At 64.5% G+C, this 17,172-nt stretch carries 13 protein-coding genes; 7 read left to right on the top strand and 6 right to left on the bottom strand.

What is annotated here, in order from left to right; genetic code table 11:
- Positions 1–146: 146 nt before the first annotated feature.
- The 4 genes from NOV74_RS12790 to NOV74_RS12805 are packed head-to-tail and all read right to left on the bottom strand — an operon-like array spanning position 147 to position 5,814.
- Positions 147–2,306 carry a glycosyltransferase gene (locus tag NOV74_RS12790; RefSeq protein ID WP_257313134.1) on the bottom strand — a complete coding sequence of 720 codons (2,160 nt, stop codon included), beginning with the start codon at positions 2,304–2,306 and terminating at the stop codon, positions 147–149.
- Positions 2,307–3,488 carry a glycosyltransferase gene (locus NOV74_RS12795; RefSeq protein ID WP_257313137.1) on the bottom strand — a complete coding sequence of 394 codons (1,182 nt, stop codon included), beginning with the start codon at positions 3,486–3,488 and terminating at the stop codon, positions 2,307–2,309. It lies immediately after the preceding gene.
- Entirely contained in the window at positions 3,485–5,029 is a 1,545-nt protein-coding gene (locus NOV74_RS12800; RefSeq protein ID WP_257313139.1) for a DUF2334 domain-containing protein, read from the bottom strand. Before NOV74_RS12800 ends, NOV74_RS12795 begins: the two co-directional genes overlap by 4 nt.
- Positions 5,026–5,814: a DUF2334 domain-containing protein gene (locus NOV74_RS12805; protein ID WP_257313142.1), complete on the bottom strand. Its 789-nt coding sequence runs from the start codon at positions 5,812–5,814 to the stop codon at positions 5,026–5,028. Before NOV74_RS12805 ends, NOV74_RS12800 begins: the two co-directional genes overlap by 4 nt.
- A gap of 259 nt (positions 5,815–6,073) precedes the next feature.
- On the opposite strand from NOV74_RS12805, the gene NOV74_RS12810 reads away from it, so the two are divergent.
- The 6 genes from NOV74_RS12810 (at position 6,074) to NOV74_RS12835 (ending at position 13,965) form a co-directional block, all read left to right on the top strand.
- Positions 6,074–7,156: a glycosyltransferase family 4 protein gene (locus NOV74_RS12810; RefSeq protein ID WP_257313321.1), complete on the top strand. Its 1,083-nt coding sequence runs from the start codon at positions 6,074–6,076 to the stop codon at positions 7,154–7,156.
- Entirely contained in the window at positions 7,144–8,859 is a 1,716-nt protein-coding gene (locus tag NOV74_RS12815; protein ID WP_257313143.1) for an asparagine synthetase B family protein, read from the top strand. Before NOV74_RS12810 ends, NOV74_RS12815 begins: the two co-directional genes overlap by 13 nt.
- A 220-nt stretch (positions 8,860–9,079) precedes the next feature.
- Positions 9,080–10,456: a murein biosynthesis integral membrane protein MurJ gene (gene murJ / locus NOV74_RS12820; protein WP_257313146.1), complete on the top strand. Its 1,377-nt coding sequence runs from the start codon at positions 9,080–9,082 to the stop codon at positions 10,454–10,456.
- Positions 10,449–11,621, top strand: a complete 1,173-nt coding sequence (locus NOV74_RS12825; protein ID WP_257313148.1) for a CapA family protein — start codon at positions 10,449–10,451, stop codon at positions 11,619–11,621. Before murJ ends, NOV74_RS12825 begins: the two co-directional genes overlap by 8 nt.
- 128 nt (positions 11,622–11,749) lie before the next feature.
- Complete coding sequence (locus NOV74_RS12830; protein WP_257313151.1) at positions 11,750–12,946, top strand: O-antigen ligase family protein; 1,197 nt, start codon at positions 11,750–11,752, stop codon at positions 12,944–12,946.
- Positions 12,947–12,966: 20 nt separating this feature from the next.
- Positions 12,967–13,965 (top strand): ATP-grasp domain-containing protein, encoded by a 999-nt coding sequence (locus NOV74_RS12835; protein WP_257313153.1) that lies wholly within the window; start codon positions 12,967–12,969, stop codon positions 13,963–13,965.
- 45 nt (positions 13,966–14,010) lie between these two features.
- Here NOV74_RS12835 and NOV74_RS12840 read toward each other — a convergent pair whose 3' ends face one another.
- Positions 14,011–14,607: a sugar transferase gene (locus NOV74_RS12840; protein ID WP_257313155.1), complete on the bottom strand. Its 597-nt coding sequence runs from the start codon at positions 14,605–14,607 to the stop codon at positions 14,011–14,013.
- Positions 14,608–14,609: 2 nt separating this feature from the next.
- Positions 14,610–15,767 (bottom strand): DegT/DnrJ/EryC1/StrS family aminotransferase, encoded by a 1,158-nt coding sequence (locus NOV74_RS12845; protein ID WP_257313158.1) that lies wholly within the window; start codon positions 15,765–15,767, stop codon positions 14,610–14,612.
- 293 nt (positions 15,768–16,060) lie between these two features.
- Here NOV74_RS12845 and NOV74_RS12850 point away from each other — a divergent pair, with 293 nt between their 5' ends.
- Positions 16,061–17,098: a right-handed parallel beta-helix repeat-containing protein gene (locus NOV74_RS12850; RefSeq protein WP_257313160.1), complete on the top strand. Its 1,038-nt coding sequence runs from the start codon at positions 16,061–16,063 to the stop codon at positions 17,096–17,098.
- Positions 17,099–17,172 lie beyond the last annotated feature (74 nt).

Here is a 17,172-nt window from a genome sequence, read left to right on the forward strand (position 1 = left end):
GCCGGTCTCTGAAACCGGCCGCTCTCCTGGACTGGGACCATGCTCCACCACCAAGCCTTCGCCCAAGTCGTAGCGCGAGCGACAAACACCGTGCCCTCCGCCTTTGGGGGCTGCGGTGGTACGTTGGTTCTGTGATAAGCGGCCCATCAACTCGCTCCTACGACAGCCCGGGGATCTGGTGAAGGAATCAAGCTGCGGGCAGTCCGGGCCCTGGCGGCGATCTCCCCCATGTTCATGGGAACCACGCCGTACCGGTCCCGCAAGGTGATATGGAACCGGAGGAGCTCCTCCAGGTTCGCCAGATTCTCCTTGAGATGAGTGCCGAAGTTATGGGGGTGCCACCAGAGGTGGAAGCACTCACCAGCCTTGGCTGACGCCTCCATGGCGCGCTTGATCCGCCGCAGACGCAACCCATCCATGGACTCCAGGTAGGGGTTGATCGGCCGCAGAAACCGGCTGGAGGGGCAGTTGATCAGCCTCCCCTCTTCATGCGGGGTGAATCCATTGGAGCCGGAAAGGTTCAGGTAGTGGTCTAACAGGCGGGTCGTCCGCAGGGTCGAAGAATGAGATTCGTTGGCGCCCCCGCGGTACATCCAGGCCCTTTCGTTGCCGCGGAAGCAGGTGAATCCGGCATCGGCGCAGATGGACAGGTACTCGTGGTTGTACTGGTTCCGGGGGAACACGAAGCTGACCGGGCGCTCCCCCAACCGTTGGATGGCGGCGATGGAGGCCTCCAGATCGGCCCGGAACTGGGCCTCGGTCTGGCCTCTCTCCAGGCAGTAGAAATGGGAGAAAGTGTGGCTCCCGAGCTCCATGCCGTCGCAGTCGAGGATCTGGCGGACCATGGACAGCCCGAAGTGGTAGGGGTCGGAGCGCTCGTCTTCTCCGACCTCATCCAGGGCCAGGTAGGGATTCAACACCTCGCAGTCGTAGGTGGGTCGCAGGTCAGGCAAGTATTTGAGGAGTTCCTCGCGGCGGTCGAAGAGTGTCATGCCCACCGCTGCCCAGGTGGCCTTGATGCCGTATCGCCTGAACAAGCCGAGCATGGCAGGAATGGCTTCGCGCTCCCCCAGGATGTGGTCGCCATAAGTTTGGATGGTTTGCTTGTCGCGCATGCCCCAGAGCAGCTCAAAGTCCAGGGAAATGACGAAGGCGGGCGCCTGCTTCGGCAGGAGCTTCCGGGCCGTTGCGGAGGTCTGCCGGACCAGGTCCTCCCACCGCTCGGTTATGCGCTCCTGGTCGTAGCGGGTGGCCATGTGCTCTCGGCCGATCGCGCCCATCTCGTCACGCGCGGGGGCATCCAGGGCCATCGCGGCCAGCATCTGGTCTGCAAGGGCAGCGGGATCACGCGGCGGAACGATCCATCCCGAGCGACCAGGGACGACCAGCTCTCTGACCCCCCCGACATCTGTCGCCACCACGGGAAGGCCTGATGCCAGTGCCTCCATTACGGCGTTGGGAAGGCCTTCCCAGGCCGAAGAGAGCACGAAAGCATCCGCTCCCTTCATGAGCCGCGCCACGTCGGTGCGCTTCCCAAGGAAGCGCACCACCTGTCCCACCCCGCGCGCGTACGCATCCGCCCTGAGGGTGTCGATCTGCTCGCCTCCTCCTGCGATGATCAAGCGGAACCGGGGGTCGGCCGCCGCACATCGCGCCGCCGCCTCGAGCATGGTGGGGTAGTCCTTCGCCGGGTTGAGGGTGCCGACCGCGAGCCACAGGAAAGCTTCTGGGGCGATTCCGAGGTTGGCCCTTACTTCTTCTCGGGGAACAGGCGAAGGGTAATCCGAGGTGAACATGCCATTCGGGATCACGAGCGTCTTTCTCGGCGTGAGGATTTTCCGCGAGACCATGTAATTGATTCCGGCCTGGGAGTTGGAAACGGTCAGATCGATCAGCGGTTCGGTGATCCGGTAGACCTTTTCACGCAGCGGGGTCTTGGCGAAGGCGGTCCGAAGGGAGCCGATGATGACCGGGACGCCCGCCATTCGGCCGCACACTCGGCCGATGACGTCGGAATGGTAGCTGAAGCAGATCAGCGTGGAAGGCTTCCAGGCGCGCAGGTGCCGGATGAGCCGTAGCGTGAGGCGTAGCGGGACCATGGGGTGGTCCTTCGGCATGCGGTGGGGCTCACACGACAGATGGGGGATGCCATCGGCCTGGAGTTCCTCGTCGAAATCACTGCCGGGAAAAAGGGAGAGGATGCCCACCTTCCAGCCCCTTCGGTGCAGGGATATGCAGATCCGGACCAGTTGAGTCTCGGCCCCCCCACGGCCCAATTGATCAGTGAGAAACACGATGTCGTACATTCAGGCACCGGCGGGAAAAGGGCGGGTCGATGGGGCGCGACGCAAGGACGCCAGCGCGGCTTCCGTTCTGCGGACGAGAGTCTCAGTGCTGAATTCCGAGCACATCCGAGACCGCTGGGCCAGGCCCTTCTCGGTGCGGGACGCCGCGGGCTCTCCCAGGAGGCGGGAGATGGCCGCTGCCAGGGCCTCATCATCGCGAGGGTCCACGACGGCCTCAGGGTCGTCCACGAGCCGCTCGGAATCCCCGGCCCGGGTCGAGACACAGGGGATGCCGCAAGCCATGGCCTCCCCCAGGACATTGGGGAAGCCTTCGTCGGTCGAGGACAGGGCGAGTACAGTCAGGGCGTTATAGACGGCGGGCATCTCTGTGCATGCACCAGGCCACAGGACGCTGTCGCGGAGACCGAGGGACTCCGCCTGTCGCTTCAGGGACTCCGAATAGCCCGTCGGCCCGCTGCCCACGCAGACGAAGCGGGTTCCAGGCCAATCACGGGCAATCCGTGCAGCCGCGCGCAGGAAGGTGGGGTGGTCCTTCACCGGTTCCAGACGGCCCACGATGCCGATGAGCGGCGCCTCCGCCGGCACGTTCCAGGCCCGGCGCTGCTCCAGGCCCTGGGCCAAAGCCGGCGCGAACCTGGTGACATCGAAGCCGTTGGGGATGACCAGCATCCGGGGCGCCTGCATGCCCATGGATTGATGACTGGCCCGCCCTGCCTCGGAGTTGAAGATGATCAGATCCGTGAACCGGGACAGGCGCGCGGAGATTCTCAGCAGCCACCGGGAGCGGCCATCCAACAGTGAATGGTCACTGCTCGTGCGGCGGATGCCCCAGACCACCGGGATGCCGATGAGACGCCCAAGGAGCAGGGCCGGCAGGTTCGCATCCATGTACCCATGGAGAACGTCCGGCTGGATCCGCCGCAGCAGGGTCAGTAGGCGAGGAAGCGCAATCAGGTACCCCCCACTGCCCCTCCGCTTGTGGAGGCAATGCCACGTGCTGTCCGGGATCCTCTCCGTCTCGCCCCACAGGTGGTTCTCGCCGTGCGCCTCGGGACCATAGAACACCACGACGTGGACCTCGAAGAGGTCCTTGTTCATCCCCCGCACCAACTCGCAAAGCTGCCGCTCGGCCCCATGGGCGATCAGGGAAGGAATGAGGAACACGACGCGGGTCCGGATCACGACGCCCACCTCGTCCGTTGCCTCCGGGTCATGGTCAGGATCTTCCGGGAGAGGCCCACCATCCGGTCCAGCGGGGAGAGGCGTCGGCCGCCGAGAGCCCTCGCCTCGCTGAGGGAGATCATTCTCGGCCCCAGCTGCTCCAGACTCTTCCGGAAGTGGGCCATGGCCCCCCCAGAGAGAAGACCGAGGTGGTAGCAGAAGGTCCACACCCCCCAAGGCATGGGCCGCATGATCGCGTACTGCTGGGGAATCCACACGGTCCCCCGGTCGTCCTGATAGGGCCGGAAGGCCATGCCATCGCTGATGGTCCGGATCCCAAGTTCCCTCAACGCGGCCACGGTGACCAGATCAAAGGAATGGGATGGTGCGATCCAAACGTCCGGCCGGACCCCTTCGCGGGCGAAGATCTCCAGTCCGAGTTTCAGCTTGCGCAGCTGTTCCTCGTAGGGCAGGCCGGCGAATTCGCTTTTCGACGGGAAGCCCAGGATGCCAGGCTCCGAATTCACGCGGAGGTGCTGGTACCCGTGGAGTCCGATGGCCCATCCCCGCGCCTGCCAGCCCCGCACCCGATCCCAGAAGTCGGATGCCGGCGGGTCGACCATCAGCTTCGGATCCTGGTTATCGGGAACCACCGCGAGGATCGGCTTCACACCCTGGGCGACCAGGATCTCCTCGACGGCGTTCCAGGTCGACCAATCCATGGTTGGGCAGATGTCGTCGAAGCGGAGCAGGTAGCGTGGGCCGCCGGAGAGGGCGTTCCTCGAGGCTGCTCTGGCGGGCTGGACGGGAAGGGGGTCTCTCGAGAGGAGGTCAAGAAGGGCCTTTTCGGTTTCTCGAGCCAGAGCCTGGTCGCTGAACCGCGTCGAGATCGGGGCTCGCCAGGCTGCCCGGCGGGCTGAGTGGGATTCCCGTGCCTCCGGGGGGATATCCAAGACAGCCGGGGCCAGGACCTTCCGATGCAAAGGCCCCCGGCCGGGATCCGGACTGAACAGGGAGATGCCGTGGCTGTTCGGGATGATCTGCATGCGCCGGGCGTGCATGCCCATGGCTCGGTGGTTCCGGAAGCCCGCTTGGGAGTTGAAGATGATGAGATCGGCGAAGCGGGAGAGCCGCACCTCGATCCTGAGGAGAATCCGGGACTTGAGATCCATCTTGGAGATGTCGATGCTCGTGCGGCGGATACCCCACGCGACCGGCTTGTGGAGCAGGCCACCCACCACGAGGGCCGTCAGGTTGCCCTGCAGGTAGCCATGCAAGATGTCGGGTTCGATCCGCGAGACCAGGTTGATGAGGCGGGGAAGCGCGATCAGGTAGCCCAGGAGGCCCTGCCGCTTGTGGAGGCTGTGAAGGGTCACACCCGGGGTCGAGGCCACCTCTGCCCAAAACTCGCCTCGGTTGCTGTATCCGGAGTCGTGGAGGACGGCGACGTGGAGGTCGAACCGATCCTGGTCCATCCCCCGCACCAATTGCGTCAGCTGCCGTTCGGCGCCGCCGGCCGCCAGGGAATTGATGAGGAACAGCACGCGGGGTTTCCGGGTCATGGAGTCATCACCCTTCGTTCGCGCAGGCGCCGCCGGGCGGCCCAGAGGGGCCCCATGATGCGGTGGGTCCAGACGTATTCTGAAAACCCTTGCCAACGGTCGGAAAGAGAGAGCCTCCGCCCTGCGTAGTCCTGGAGCACGGAGGGAACATCCGTCAGACGGGACGCAAAGGTGCGAAGGGATTCGGCAAACAGCTCCAGCCGCTGCGGGGTCCAGTGGTTGTGGTGATTGCACACGGTCCAGACGCCCGCGGGCCTGGGTTGGAAATCCCAGAGCTGCTGGGGTATCCATGTGATGCCATTGGCCTCGGTGAAAGGCCGAGGCCAGAGGCCGTCACTGATGCGGGTCAAGCCGAGGTCTGCGAGGATCTCCACGGTGGTGCGGTCGAAGGAGTGGGAAGGCGCCACCCAGGCCTCGGCCCGGACGCCCTGCTGATCGAAGATCGCGAGCCCCGCTCTCAGCTTGGCCTCCTGTTCCGCTCGCGGAAGACCGGCGAACTCGCTCTGAGGGGTCAGCTTCAACATCCCAGGGTCCTTGTTCACGTAGACGTGCTGGTACCCGTGGAGGGCGATGGTGTACCCCATGGCCTGCCAACGACGGACACGAGTCCAGAATTCAGCTTGGGGAGCGCCGACCATCAATTTGCGGTCACGGTTGTCGGGCACCACTGCCAGGATGGGCTTCACTCCGAACTGGACCAGGCGGGCCTCGATAGCCTCCCACACTGGCCAATTCATGGTCGGACAGATGTCGTCGAAACGGACCAGGTATCGGCTGTCGGTCATGTGGATCGTCTCCTTCACCACGGATTCGATGGCCAAGAGGGGAGCGGCAATCGGTTGGGAAGGTTTCCGATTTCCATAGAGCCAAGGTTCTCCAACAAGACTTCATCTACAATACCTTCGGATGGCAAAAATCGATAGAATGACGTTTCATGATCGTGTCTATCCCTGATTTCGGCCAGCCTCCCACCCCTGCCTGAGGAAGGAACGCGTGAAGATCTGCTTTTTCGTTTGGGGCCTTCGAGCCGCTGGTGCGGAGCGGGTGCTCTCCTTTCTCGCGAATGATTGGGCGGCGAGGGGGAGACGGGTCGTGGTCCTGACCATGGAGGATGAGGGGAAGACACCTTTCTACCCCCTGGGCCGTGCCATCGAGGTGCGACCCCTGGATCTGTTGGGAGAAAGTCATTCCCTGCTATCTGGGCTCTTCAACAACCTCCGCCGCCTCCGCAGCATTCGCAGGGCGATCCGCGAGGCTCAGCCCGACGTGCTGATCGCTTTCATCGACAAGGCCAATATCCTGGCGGTCCTGGCATCGCGAGGGCTCGGCATCCCCGTCATCATCTCGGAGCGCACGGATCCCTCCAGGAGATCTCTCGGATGGCGTTGGGGCCTCCTGCGCAATCTAGCCTACCCCCAAGCCGATACCGTCGTCTTCCAGTCGCAGGCCGTGCTGGAGTGGTTTCCCGCCGGGGTCCGCAGGAAGGGACTGGTCATTCCCAACCCGGTACCTCCGCCACCGCCGGTCCAGGGGGGAGATCCCGGGAAAGCTTCCTCCCACCGGCTCGTCGCGATCGGAAGACTGTTTCCTGTCAAAGGGTTCGATCTCCTGCTGCAGGCTTTTGCAACCGCCAGGCGGCAGGCGCCAGGGTGGACTCTGGAGATCTGGGGCGAGGGGCCTGAGCGAAAAGCGCTGGAGGCCCAGGCCCTGAGCCTGGGGCTGTCCGGGTGCACCCGACTCCCGGGCCTGACCGAGCATCCCTACGCGGTCCTGCGCAGCGCGGACCTGTTTGTCATGTCGTCCCGGGCCGAAGGATTCCCGAATGCCCTGGTGGAGGCGATGGCCTGCGGGCTTCCCGTGGTGTGCACAGATTTTGGGGGCGCGGCAAGAGAGATCATTCTGGACGGTGTGAATGGGCGCCTGGTGCCCCCGGAGGATCCCTCGGCCCTGGCCGAGGCCCTGGTCACCCTGATGTCGGACCCCGCAGGCCGTGCACGCCTCTCCGCACGGGCTGGTGAGGTGGTTCAGCGGTTTTCGGGCGACCGGGTCCTGGCCCTGTGGGAGGGGGCCATCCAGCAGGCCAGGGGCCGGAAGCCTTCCGCGGGAGGTACTGCATGTCCAATTTGATCTTTGCCTGCTGGCGTGGGCCCCAGGGTGCGTTCAGCGAGGGCGATCTGAGGCGTGTGGCGGACCAGATCACGCCCTCCAACGTGACCGGCCACCCCCATCGGATCGGGATGGGGACACAGGAGGGCCTGTGCCTCACGGGGCCCGTGGGGGCGGCCACGGCGAGGGAAACCTCGGCTCATTTGGGCGCTTTCGCGGGTTCGTGGCCGGCCTGGTACGAGCCTGGGTCCCCCGTGCCAGATGGATCCTTCGCCCTGGTCCGATCCGATGGCGGGCGCGTGGAGCTGTGCAGCGATTTCGCAGGATCCAGGACGCTCTGGTACGTCCTCACGGAGACCCGCTTTCTCGCCTCGACGTCCCAGCGGGCGCTGGTCGCGCTTCTGGAGGGCCTGGATTTCAACCGGGCGGCCTTTGCGTGGTTCCTGTCCTCGAGCACGCTCGGCCCCTCCGACGGCTGGGACCGGCGCCTTCACCGCCTGCCCCAGAACGCCCGTCTGGTACTGGACCGCCAGCGGTGGACCCTGGACCTGCGCACCATCCCGATTGAGTTCAGCCCCAGGCCGATGGAAGCCGCGGCCTGCCGAGAGCAACTGCTGGGGATCATGCGGGCCGCCATCCAGCGGTTCGATTTCAGCTCCGCCCGCTGGGCCCTGCCCCTGTCGGGAGGCTATGACAGCCGGTTCATCCTCGGCGTCCTGGTGGAAGCCGGGATGCGGCCCCCCACCATGACCTGGGGACTCGCGTCCTCCCTCGACCAGCCCGGCAACGATGCGTTCATCGCCCGGAAGCTCGCCGCGCACTATGGCCTCCCTCATGACTACCTGCTTTCGGAGCGGTCGGAGGATTCGCCCACGGCGGTCGTGGATCGGTTCCTGGCCGCCAGTGGGGGCGGCACGGATCAGCTCTTTCCCTACCTGGATGGCCTGTGCATGTGGGCTTCCTTCGCGACGAGTGGAATCTCGGGGGTGATCCGGGGTGATGAGGGCTTCGGCTGGATCCCCGTGCGGACCGTGCAGCACGCGAGGACCTCCGTGGGCCTGACCATGCTGAGGGATTTCCTGGCGGAGGATGTGGCCGAGGAACTTGCAGATGGCGCGCAGCGGCTCCCGGAAACGCTGGAACACCGAGCCGGCGAATCCATCCCCGCCTATCGGGACCGCCTGTATCATGGCCACCGGATCCCCATCGGCCTCGCCGCCTTGAACGATGTGAAGGCTCCCTACGTCGAGATCTCGAGCCCCCTGCTTGCGCGTGAAGTGCTGACCTTCGTCCGCGAGATGCCAGACGAACTGCGCACCGACAAGCTGGCGTTCCGCCAGATTGCGAAGGCTGTGGGCCCACCGCTGCCCTATGCGACGATGGGTGCCGACGACGACCGAAACGACTACCTGCGCTCGGAGGCCTACAGGTGCTGGTTCCGCGAGGAACTGGGGACGGGAACTGTGGAGACCCTGCTGCCGGCTTCGTTGCGGGCCCGCCTCCTGGGCCACCTTTCGGAGACCTCCTTTACACCGGCCTCCACTCGAACGGTGAGAGCCGCCCTCAAGCGGGTCATCCCTACTCCTTGGATCCGGGCTGTCAAAGCCCGGATGGGGCCTGAACTTCCGTCGTGGAGGTTCCTCGCGCTTCGCACGGCGCTCACCAGCCGCCTGGTGCGCCTGCTCGAATCGGATGCCAAGGCGATGAGGGACAATCCTCGATGAACCCTCGGATCATGTTGCAAAGGTCATTGGATAAAAACACGCAAGTCATAAAATAATAAATGTTATTAACATATTGGCACCTTGACAGGAAACGAGAACATGGAACCATGACGAAAACCAGTGAACCTGGTCGACTGGCTGAGCATTCGGCGGAGTTCGTCACCCTGTCGAATCAGAACCTAAGATCCCTGAGACGCCCAAGCTAGAGGTGGATGCCTACATGGTGGTGGTCGCGCTGCGACGAGTCTGGGCCCGGCTCCCCCTGGCTGCGGCCAACCGGGGCGTGCTGCGGGCCGTGCTTACCGTCGGGTTCTTCGCGGTGGGCGTCAAGGTGGTGTCCGTCGTGAAGGAATCGGTGGTCGCGGCCGCCTTCGGGACTTCCAACGCCTTCGACGCCTTCGTGATCGCCACCCTGGCTCCTTCAGTGGCTGTCGGCCTTATTTCCAATTCCCTGAATGCAGCCCTGATCCCCACCTACATCGATGTTCGCACCAAGGAGGGGCAGGCCTCCGCTGGGCGACTCTATGCGACTGTGCTCCTACTCAATCTCGCCCTACTGACAGCCCTCTCCCTGGTGGTGGCCCTGACCTCGCCTCGGTGGCTGCCTATCATCGCCTCGGGGTACTCGCCCGAGAAGCTGGCCTTGGCTCAGCGACTGGTCTACTGGTCCATGCCCATGGTGGTGGCGACAGGGTTGTCCACGACCTGGGGAGCGATCCTCAACGCGCACGAGAAGTTCGGCGTCGTGGCCATGGCCCCGGCACTGAATCCCCTCGCGATCCTGGTCGCCTTGGCGGTGGCTTACAAGGTCTGGGGCATTGGCGCTCTGTTGGCCGGAACCCTCCTTGGAGCTGCCCTGGAAGCAGTGGTGATCGGCGTCAGCCTGTTTCGAAGAGGGAATTCCCTCCTGCCCCACTGGCACGGGATGACCGTGCATGTCCGGGCTGTCCTCGCGCAGTATGGGGCCACCATCAGCGGCGCCTTCCTGATCACCTCCATGTCGTTGGTGGACCAGGGCATGGCCTCCATGCTTGGCCCCGGGAGCAACAGCGCACTGAGCTACGGAATGAAGATCCCCACGGCCTTCGCCGGCTTGGGCATGGCGGCCCTGGGCACCGCCGTTCTGCCGCGGTTCTCGCAGTTCGCAAGCGAGGAAAACTGGCTGGAATTCCGCCGGACCCTTTGGAAGTACCTTCTCATCGTAGGGGCCCTGAGCATCCTCATGGCCTGTCTGCTTGCGGCAGGGTCCACGTTGATCACGACCATCCTCTACGAACGAGGTCGGTTCTCGGCCCAGGACACCGGGCTCGTGTCCCGAATCCAGATGTTCTATCTCCTGCGCCTGCCGATCCCGATCACCGCAACCTTGCTGGTGCGGGCCCTCAATGCCATGCGCGCCAACCAAATCCTGGCTGCGATCGCGGTCCTGCAGGCGATCCTGAACGCGGTCCTCGACTGGGTCTTCATGCAACGGATGGGTGCCCCGGGAATCGCGGCCTCGTCCCTGGGGGTCTCCATGGTGGCCTTCACCTGCGTCTCGGTGTCCGTCTGGTGGCTGCTGGACAAGCGGTGCAGAGGAGTTGTGAGCCATGGCTGAAGGGGGCGTACGGGTCTTCGTCGGTGGGGACATCTGCCCGGTCGGTCGCATGTCCGGCCCCTTTGGCAGGGGCGAATCCGACCTCATCTTCGGTGATGTGCTCGACCTCATCCGAGGGTGCGACTTCGCCGTGGCGAACCTGGAGTGCCCGCTCGCCGAGGGGAGCCGTCGGCCGATCCCGAAATCCGGCCCCAACCTCCGCGCCCTCCCCAGGTCGGCGGCGACCCTGCATCGGAGTGGGTTCGGCGCCGTGGGTCTCGCCAACAATCACATCATGGATTTCGGGGCGGCCGGCCTGAAGGACACCCTGACCACCTGTGCCTCTGCGGAGCTCGCGACCTTCGGGGCCGGCGCGTCTTTGTCGGAAGCCCGCAAGCCCCTCATCGTCGTGCGGAACGGCGTGCGCATCGCCTTCCTGGCCGTCGCCGAAGATGAGCGTTGCCTGGCGACCGTCTCGCGTCCGGGGGCGAACCCCGTCGACCCGATCTGGGTCGTCCGCACCTTGGCCGAGCATCGGGGTCAGTTCGATCGGTTGGTGGTCCTCCTGCACGGAGGAACTGAAGGCTTCCCGTATCCGGCGCCCTGGCTGAGGGAGACCTCCCGGTTCCTGGTGGAGCAGGGGGCCGATGTGGTGGTCTGCCAGCACTCCCACTGCGTCGGCTCCATGGAGGTCTATCAGGGTGGAACGATCCTCTATGGCCAAGGAAACTTCATTTTCGATTACGCCGATCATGGACCGCTGGGCGGCCAGGGCCTGGGGTTGGTCCTCACCTTCCAAAATGGGCAACCGGCGGAAGTGGCTCTGCATCCGATTGAGCAGGTTGCTGGTGGGGGGGGCATCCGGCGATCCTCCGAACGGGAGGCTCAGGCCCTCCTGGAGACCTTGCGGGTTCAGTCTGAGGTGCTGGGGGACCCGGAACGGTACCTCCAGGTGTGGAGCGCCTTCTGTGATCAGCACCGCGCTGGATTCCTGACGCGGTTGTTCGGGTTCGGAAGGTGGCTCCAGCGATTGAACCGTCGTGAATGGCTGTTCCGCCACTTGACCCCGCCCGACTTGCTCAGGATCTACAACTTGGTCAGTTGCGAAAGCCATCGGAGCGCCCTTCGGACCTCCCTCGATAACCTGATAGATCGGACGATTCCGCCGGAGGAGGGTCGAGGATGACGGAACACCGAACGACCGACCTTCCAGAGCCAGGCTCAGCCCGATCTTGGGTCGCGGATTTATTCAAGGATGGAGAGGGACAGAACTATGAATTGCGTGGGACCTGGGCCTTTGTGACCTGGGGGGCAATGATCACCATCGCCCTCGTTCCCTTCACGAATGTCTTCGTTCCGATGACGAACCGTCAGTATTCGCTGATGAGCGTGACGCAGCTGTTCTTCTGGGCTTGTCTCCTGCTCTCCCCGCGGGTCCTCAAACGGGGCTTTTCACCCATCCTCATCTGGATGGCGGTCCTGTTCGGCACGCGGTACGTCTACGGTTCGCTGCTGTCGACCCTGCCGAACCAGATGGCTGATTCAACCCGCAACATGATCCGGCCCCTGCTCTGGGCCTGGATTCTGGCGGCCGTCATGAGGGAGGACCGGCTGAGGAAGCGGGCCTGCGACTTCTTCGTTCTGGGTTGTGCCCTGGCAGGAATCCTCCATCTGATGGGCATCGGGGCCGCTGCCCCGATCGTCGAAGCGCTCGGGGAGCAGCGCATTTCCGCATTCGAGCAGAACGCGAATGTGCTTGGCGTCATCTACGCAACCGCCTTTGTCATTGCCATCGCCAGGGTGATCCAGCCCCGCACGGGCTATGGGTGGGCGACGCGGCTGTTGTTCGCCGGTGGGGGGATCATCGTGATCTTGGGCCTTCTGTTGACGGGCTCACGCACGGCGGCCCTCCTCGCCGTCATCGGAGTGGTGACGTTGGTGGCCATCGAAACGCGGCGTGCGCGGTGGTCCCCACCCGCTGTTCTGGCCTCAGTGATCGTCATGGCCGCGGTCGTGGGTGGAAGCCTGGCCAAGTCGATCATCGAGAAGCGATCCGAACGCGTGGTGAGCGCCGACATCAGCAGCGAGGACCGCGCCCGGATGGCGCCGGTGCTCATCGAGCAGTTCTTCCGTTCCCCGCTGTATGGTTTGGGCCCCGAGAATTACCGCGTGGAACTCGGCCACCGGTCCAAGACTGGGGATTCCGACGTTGGCATCGTGGCGCATAACCAGATGGCCATGTTTGCCGTGGAAATGGGACTCTTCGGCCTCATTCCCTTCCTGATCATGTGCGGCCTGCTGCTCAGCCAAGCCTGGCGCGTCCGTGCGCTTGAGGGTGGCCTGCCTTTCGCCCTGGCCCTTCCGTGCGTCCTCACGGCCTGCACCACTGCGAACATCGCCTTCCATTGGCATTTCTACTTCATCGTGGGGCTGGTGGCGGGCGCCTATGGCGCTCACCGGATGCGCCAGACCTCATTCCAGGAATCCACTGCCTTGAAGGGCGAGCCATGATCGTTGGATTGAGTGATCGGATGTGCCAGGCCCCCGCGAACTGGCGGGGAGAGTTCGAAAAGGCCTGTGCCACGCTTGGCCTGGAAGTGCGCAGTGTGCCGGTGGATGACAATGCCTGGATGGAGGCGGTCAGAGGCGTCGATCTCTTCGTGTGGCGCCCGACGATGGGCGACCCGAGCGAAATGGCGGAGATCCGGACCAAGATTCCGCTCGTCGAGGCGATGGGAGTCCCCTGTTTCCCCAATTCCCTCATGCTCTGGCTCTACGACGACAAGATCCGGGAGACGTTGTTCCTGAAGGCCCACGGCCATCCGGTGCCAGAGACCTTCATCAGTTACAGCGAAATGGAGGCGCGGGCGTACTTGGACAAGGCGATCTACCCCCTGATCGCCAAGACGCACATGGGCGCCTCGGCGAGCGGGGTGGTCCGCGTGCGGGATCGTGCCGCGGCCGAGGAGCTGCTGAAGGGCATCTTCCGGCCGCAGAGCCTCTTGGAAAAGGTGGTGATGAAATTCCACTACCTGCCGCGCCTGGAGAAAGGGGATCTCCTGCTGGCGAGGAAACTCCGGTACCTGAACGCCTGCCCCAGGTACATCTATGCCCAGGAATTCATCGAGGCCGATTCGGACTGGCGCATCACGACCCTGGGCACCGACCTCCTGTCGGTCTTCGTCCGAAGGAACCGGCCTGATGATTTCCGGGCCAGTGGAAGCGGTTTGTGGGAGATGGTGGAGCCTGCGGATCTGCCGACAGAGGCGTGCGACCTGGCCCTGGAAATCAGCAACCGGCATGGTTTCACCTCCATGGCCTACGATTTCATGCAGGGGCCGAAGGGCTGGGTCATCGGAGAGATCTCGATGACCTTCGTGCTGAACGACGTCTACACCACCACCCTCTTCCGCCGGACCCCGGCGGGGTATGCCAAGCAGACGCCGATCCCCATCGGGGTCATGCACCTGTCCGCCCTGATGGAAGCCCGGGAGAGGGGGACGGCGATCCCGCATTGGCCCATGACCTGAGGGCTGTACCGCGACGCGTCCTTCACGGTGGAACGCGGCCCGGGATCAGACCCGCTCCGGGGCGAGGAGGCCTAGGGTGGCCAGGATCACCTTGAAGTTGCGCCAGACACCCGCCTTCGCGGCGTAGTCGAGGTTGATGCGGATCTTGTCCGGGAGGATTGTCCTGATGTAGTGGGCCTCCGGATCCTCGTGGCCGTCCAGCAGATCGCTTTCGTTCCGGTAGGCGATCGAAGCCAGGTCCGTGATGCCCGGTCGGAGGTCCAGCACCCGCCGCTGGGTTTCGGTGTAGAGCGCGACGTAACGTGGAACTTCGGGCCGGGGCCCCACGAACCCCATCTCGCCCGTGACCACGTTGAGCAGTTGCGGGAGTTCATCGAGTTTCCAGCGCCGCAGGTAGGCTCCCACCCGCGTCACCCGGGGATCCCCGCCCACGGTGAGGGAGCGACCGATCCGGTCGGCACCCACGACCATCGTCCGGAATTTCCAGATCCGGAACAGACGCCCCTCCCGGCCGACCCTCACCTGCCGGTAGAAGACCGGGCCGCGGTCTGCGAGCTTGATGATGGCCGCGATGAGGAGCAGCCCCGGAGACAACAGGACGAGCCCGAGGAGCGCGCCCAGGAAGTCGAAGAGCCGCGTCATGGCTAGGCCTGGTTCGAACCGAGGAGGTCTTCCAGGGCCTCGCAGACGTCTGAGACATCCCGATCAGTCATCCCCGGATGCAGTGGGAGGCTCAGCATCCGGCTGAAGGCGTCCGCGGCCACGGGGCAATCTTCGGTCCGATAGCCGTACTTCTCCCGGTAATAGGGGTGCATGTGCACCGGGAGATAGTGCACCGAGGTCCCGATGTTGCGCGCCTTGAGCCCCTCGATGAGGGCGTTTCGATCGATCCTGAGCTGGTCTGGCCGCAGGCGGAGCACATACAGATGCCAGCTCGACTCCACCTCCGGGCGTTCGACGGGGAGCTCCAGGCAGGGGAGCTTCCCTAGCCGATCCCTGTACGCGGTCACCACTTCCCGCCGCCGCCGCTGGAACCCTTGCAGTCGATCCAGCTGGTGGAGGCCAAGGGCCGCCTGGATGTCCGTCATGTTGTACTTGAACCCTGGCAGGACGACTTCGTAGTACCAGGAGCCGCTCCGGTCGAAACGTTTCCAGGCGTCGCGGTTCATCCCGTGATGGCCGTAGATGTGCGCCTTCTCGACCAGCGCCTCGTCCCCGGTCAGGCAGCCGCCCTCCGAGGTGGTGATGTTCTTGGTGGCGTAGAAACTGAACGCCGCGAGGTTGGACCTGGAGCCCACCAGGCGACCCCGGTAGCGGGCGGAAATGGCGTGCGCGGCGTCCTCCAGGACCTGGAGGCCGTGGCGGTCGGCCAGGGCGAAGATGGCGTCCAGATCCACTGGGTGCCCCGCGTAATGGACTGGGAGGATGGCCTTCGTCCTGGACGTGATGGCCCGGGCGGCGGCTTCGGGGTCCATGTTGAGGGTGTCCGGGGAGACATCCACGAGGATCGGCTTCGCCCCGACGTGTTCGACAACATTCGCTGTGGCGCAGAAGGTCATGGAGGGGACGAGCACTTCGTCACCGGGTCCGGCACCCAGGGCCAACAGGCCCACATGGAGGCCCGCCGTACAGGAGTTGAAGCCCACCACAGCGGGCGCGCCGAAGTAGTCCTTCAGCTTGGTCTCGAACGCCTTGGTTTTCGGACCCGTGGTGATCCAGTCGGATCTCAGGGTGTCCATCACCTCGTCGCGCTCCTCGTTGCCGATGGAAGGCGGGCTGAAGGGCAGGAAGGCTTCCCTCATAAAATCCCCATAGAGTGAACATTCAACATCGAAATATTCTAGCATCATGCTCGGAGTTATAAGGCAATCATGAGGCATGGCATGTCTTGATGGGTTCTCGGGATGGGACTATCATCCCCACAGACACCCAACAGGTGGCCGCCATGCACGCGATGAACACTCCTTCTCCGTTGCTCCGAGTGCTTCTGGCGGGCCTTCTTGGCATCACCAGCAGCGCTTCAGCCGGGCCAGGTCGACAATCCACGGGCCTGCCCGGCCAAGGGTGTGTGCCCGTCCCTAGATCCACCTTGGTCATGAATGTCCGGAACAGCAGGATAGGAGCCCAGGGCGACGGGATCACCGACGATACCCAGGCCATCCAGCGGGCGGTGGACATGGTGGCCGGCACGGGGGGGACCGTGAGCATCCCGAAAGGGACCTACCTCGTCAACGCGCTCATATCGGTACGCCTGAGGAGCGACATGACGCTAGCCCTGGCTCCTGGCGCCGTCCTGAAGGCCATCCCGAACAATTCGGCGCATTCTGCCATCCTCCTGGTCGCCAAGGCGGAGCGCGTGACCATCACCGGCGGCACACTCCTGGGTGAGCGGGCGGGCCACACCGGCAAGGGAGGCGAGTGGGGCCACGGGCTCTCGCTCGCGCAGGCCCGGCAGGTAGTCGTGGCGGGGGTCACCGCCAGGGAGTGCTGGGGCGACGGTTTTTATGTGGCCTCCAGCCATGAGGTGACCTTCTGCGGGGTAGTCGCGGACCACAACCGGCGCCAAGGAATGTCCATCACCAGCGGGAAGGGCATCGTGGTTCGGGATTCCACCTTCAGGAATACCGCAGGAACCCTTCCTGAAGACGGCCTCGACATCGAGCCCAATGCCGGCGATACAGTGGACGACGTCCTCATCTCCGGATGCAAGTTCCTGGACAACGGCGGATACGGCCTCGAGATTGGCGTGCCGCAGGCCCACACGGGCCGGGCCTGGATCTCCCGCGTCGTGGTGAACGGCAACACCAGCACAGGCAATGGGGCGCACACGCTCAGCCCCTCACCGCGCGCCGGCATCGAGGTCTCCAATTGCGCGGGCGTGCAGATCACCAACAATCGGGTGGAGAGGAACGGCCTCGGCCTCCTCCTGCGGAACGGGGCAGATCACTGCACCGTGACGGGGAACTCCGTCACTGGCAATGCCGGAGATGGCATCCTCCAATACCTCTGCAAGGGGAACACCATCACCGGAAACACCGTGACGGGCAACCTGGGCCGCGGGATCAATTCCTCCGATTCGTCCGTGGAGGGCGTCTCCCGCAACACCTTGTCGGGGAACGGACTGCAGCGCTGACCGGATCCAGGGCAGGCCTGGGACGTACCGTTTCGTCCGGTGCGACAGGGGGAAGGCCGCCGCATCCGCGCTCG

Origin of the sequence: Geothrix fuzhouensis (genome assembly GCF_024609325.1) — a bacterium.
GTDB lineage: Bacteria > Acidobacteriota > Holophagae > Holophagales > Holophagaceae > Geothrix > Geothrix fuzhouensis.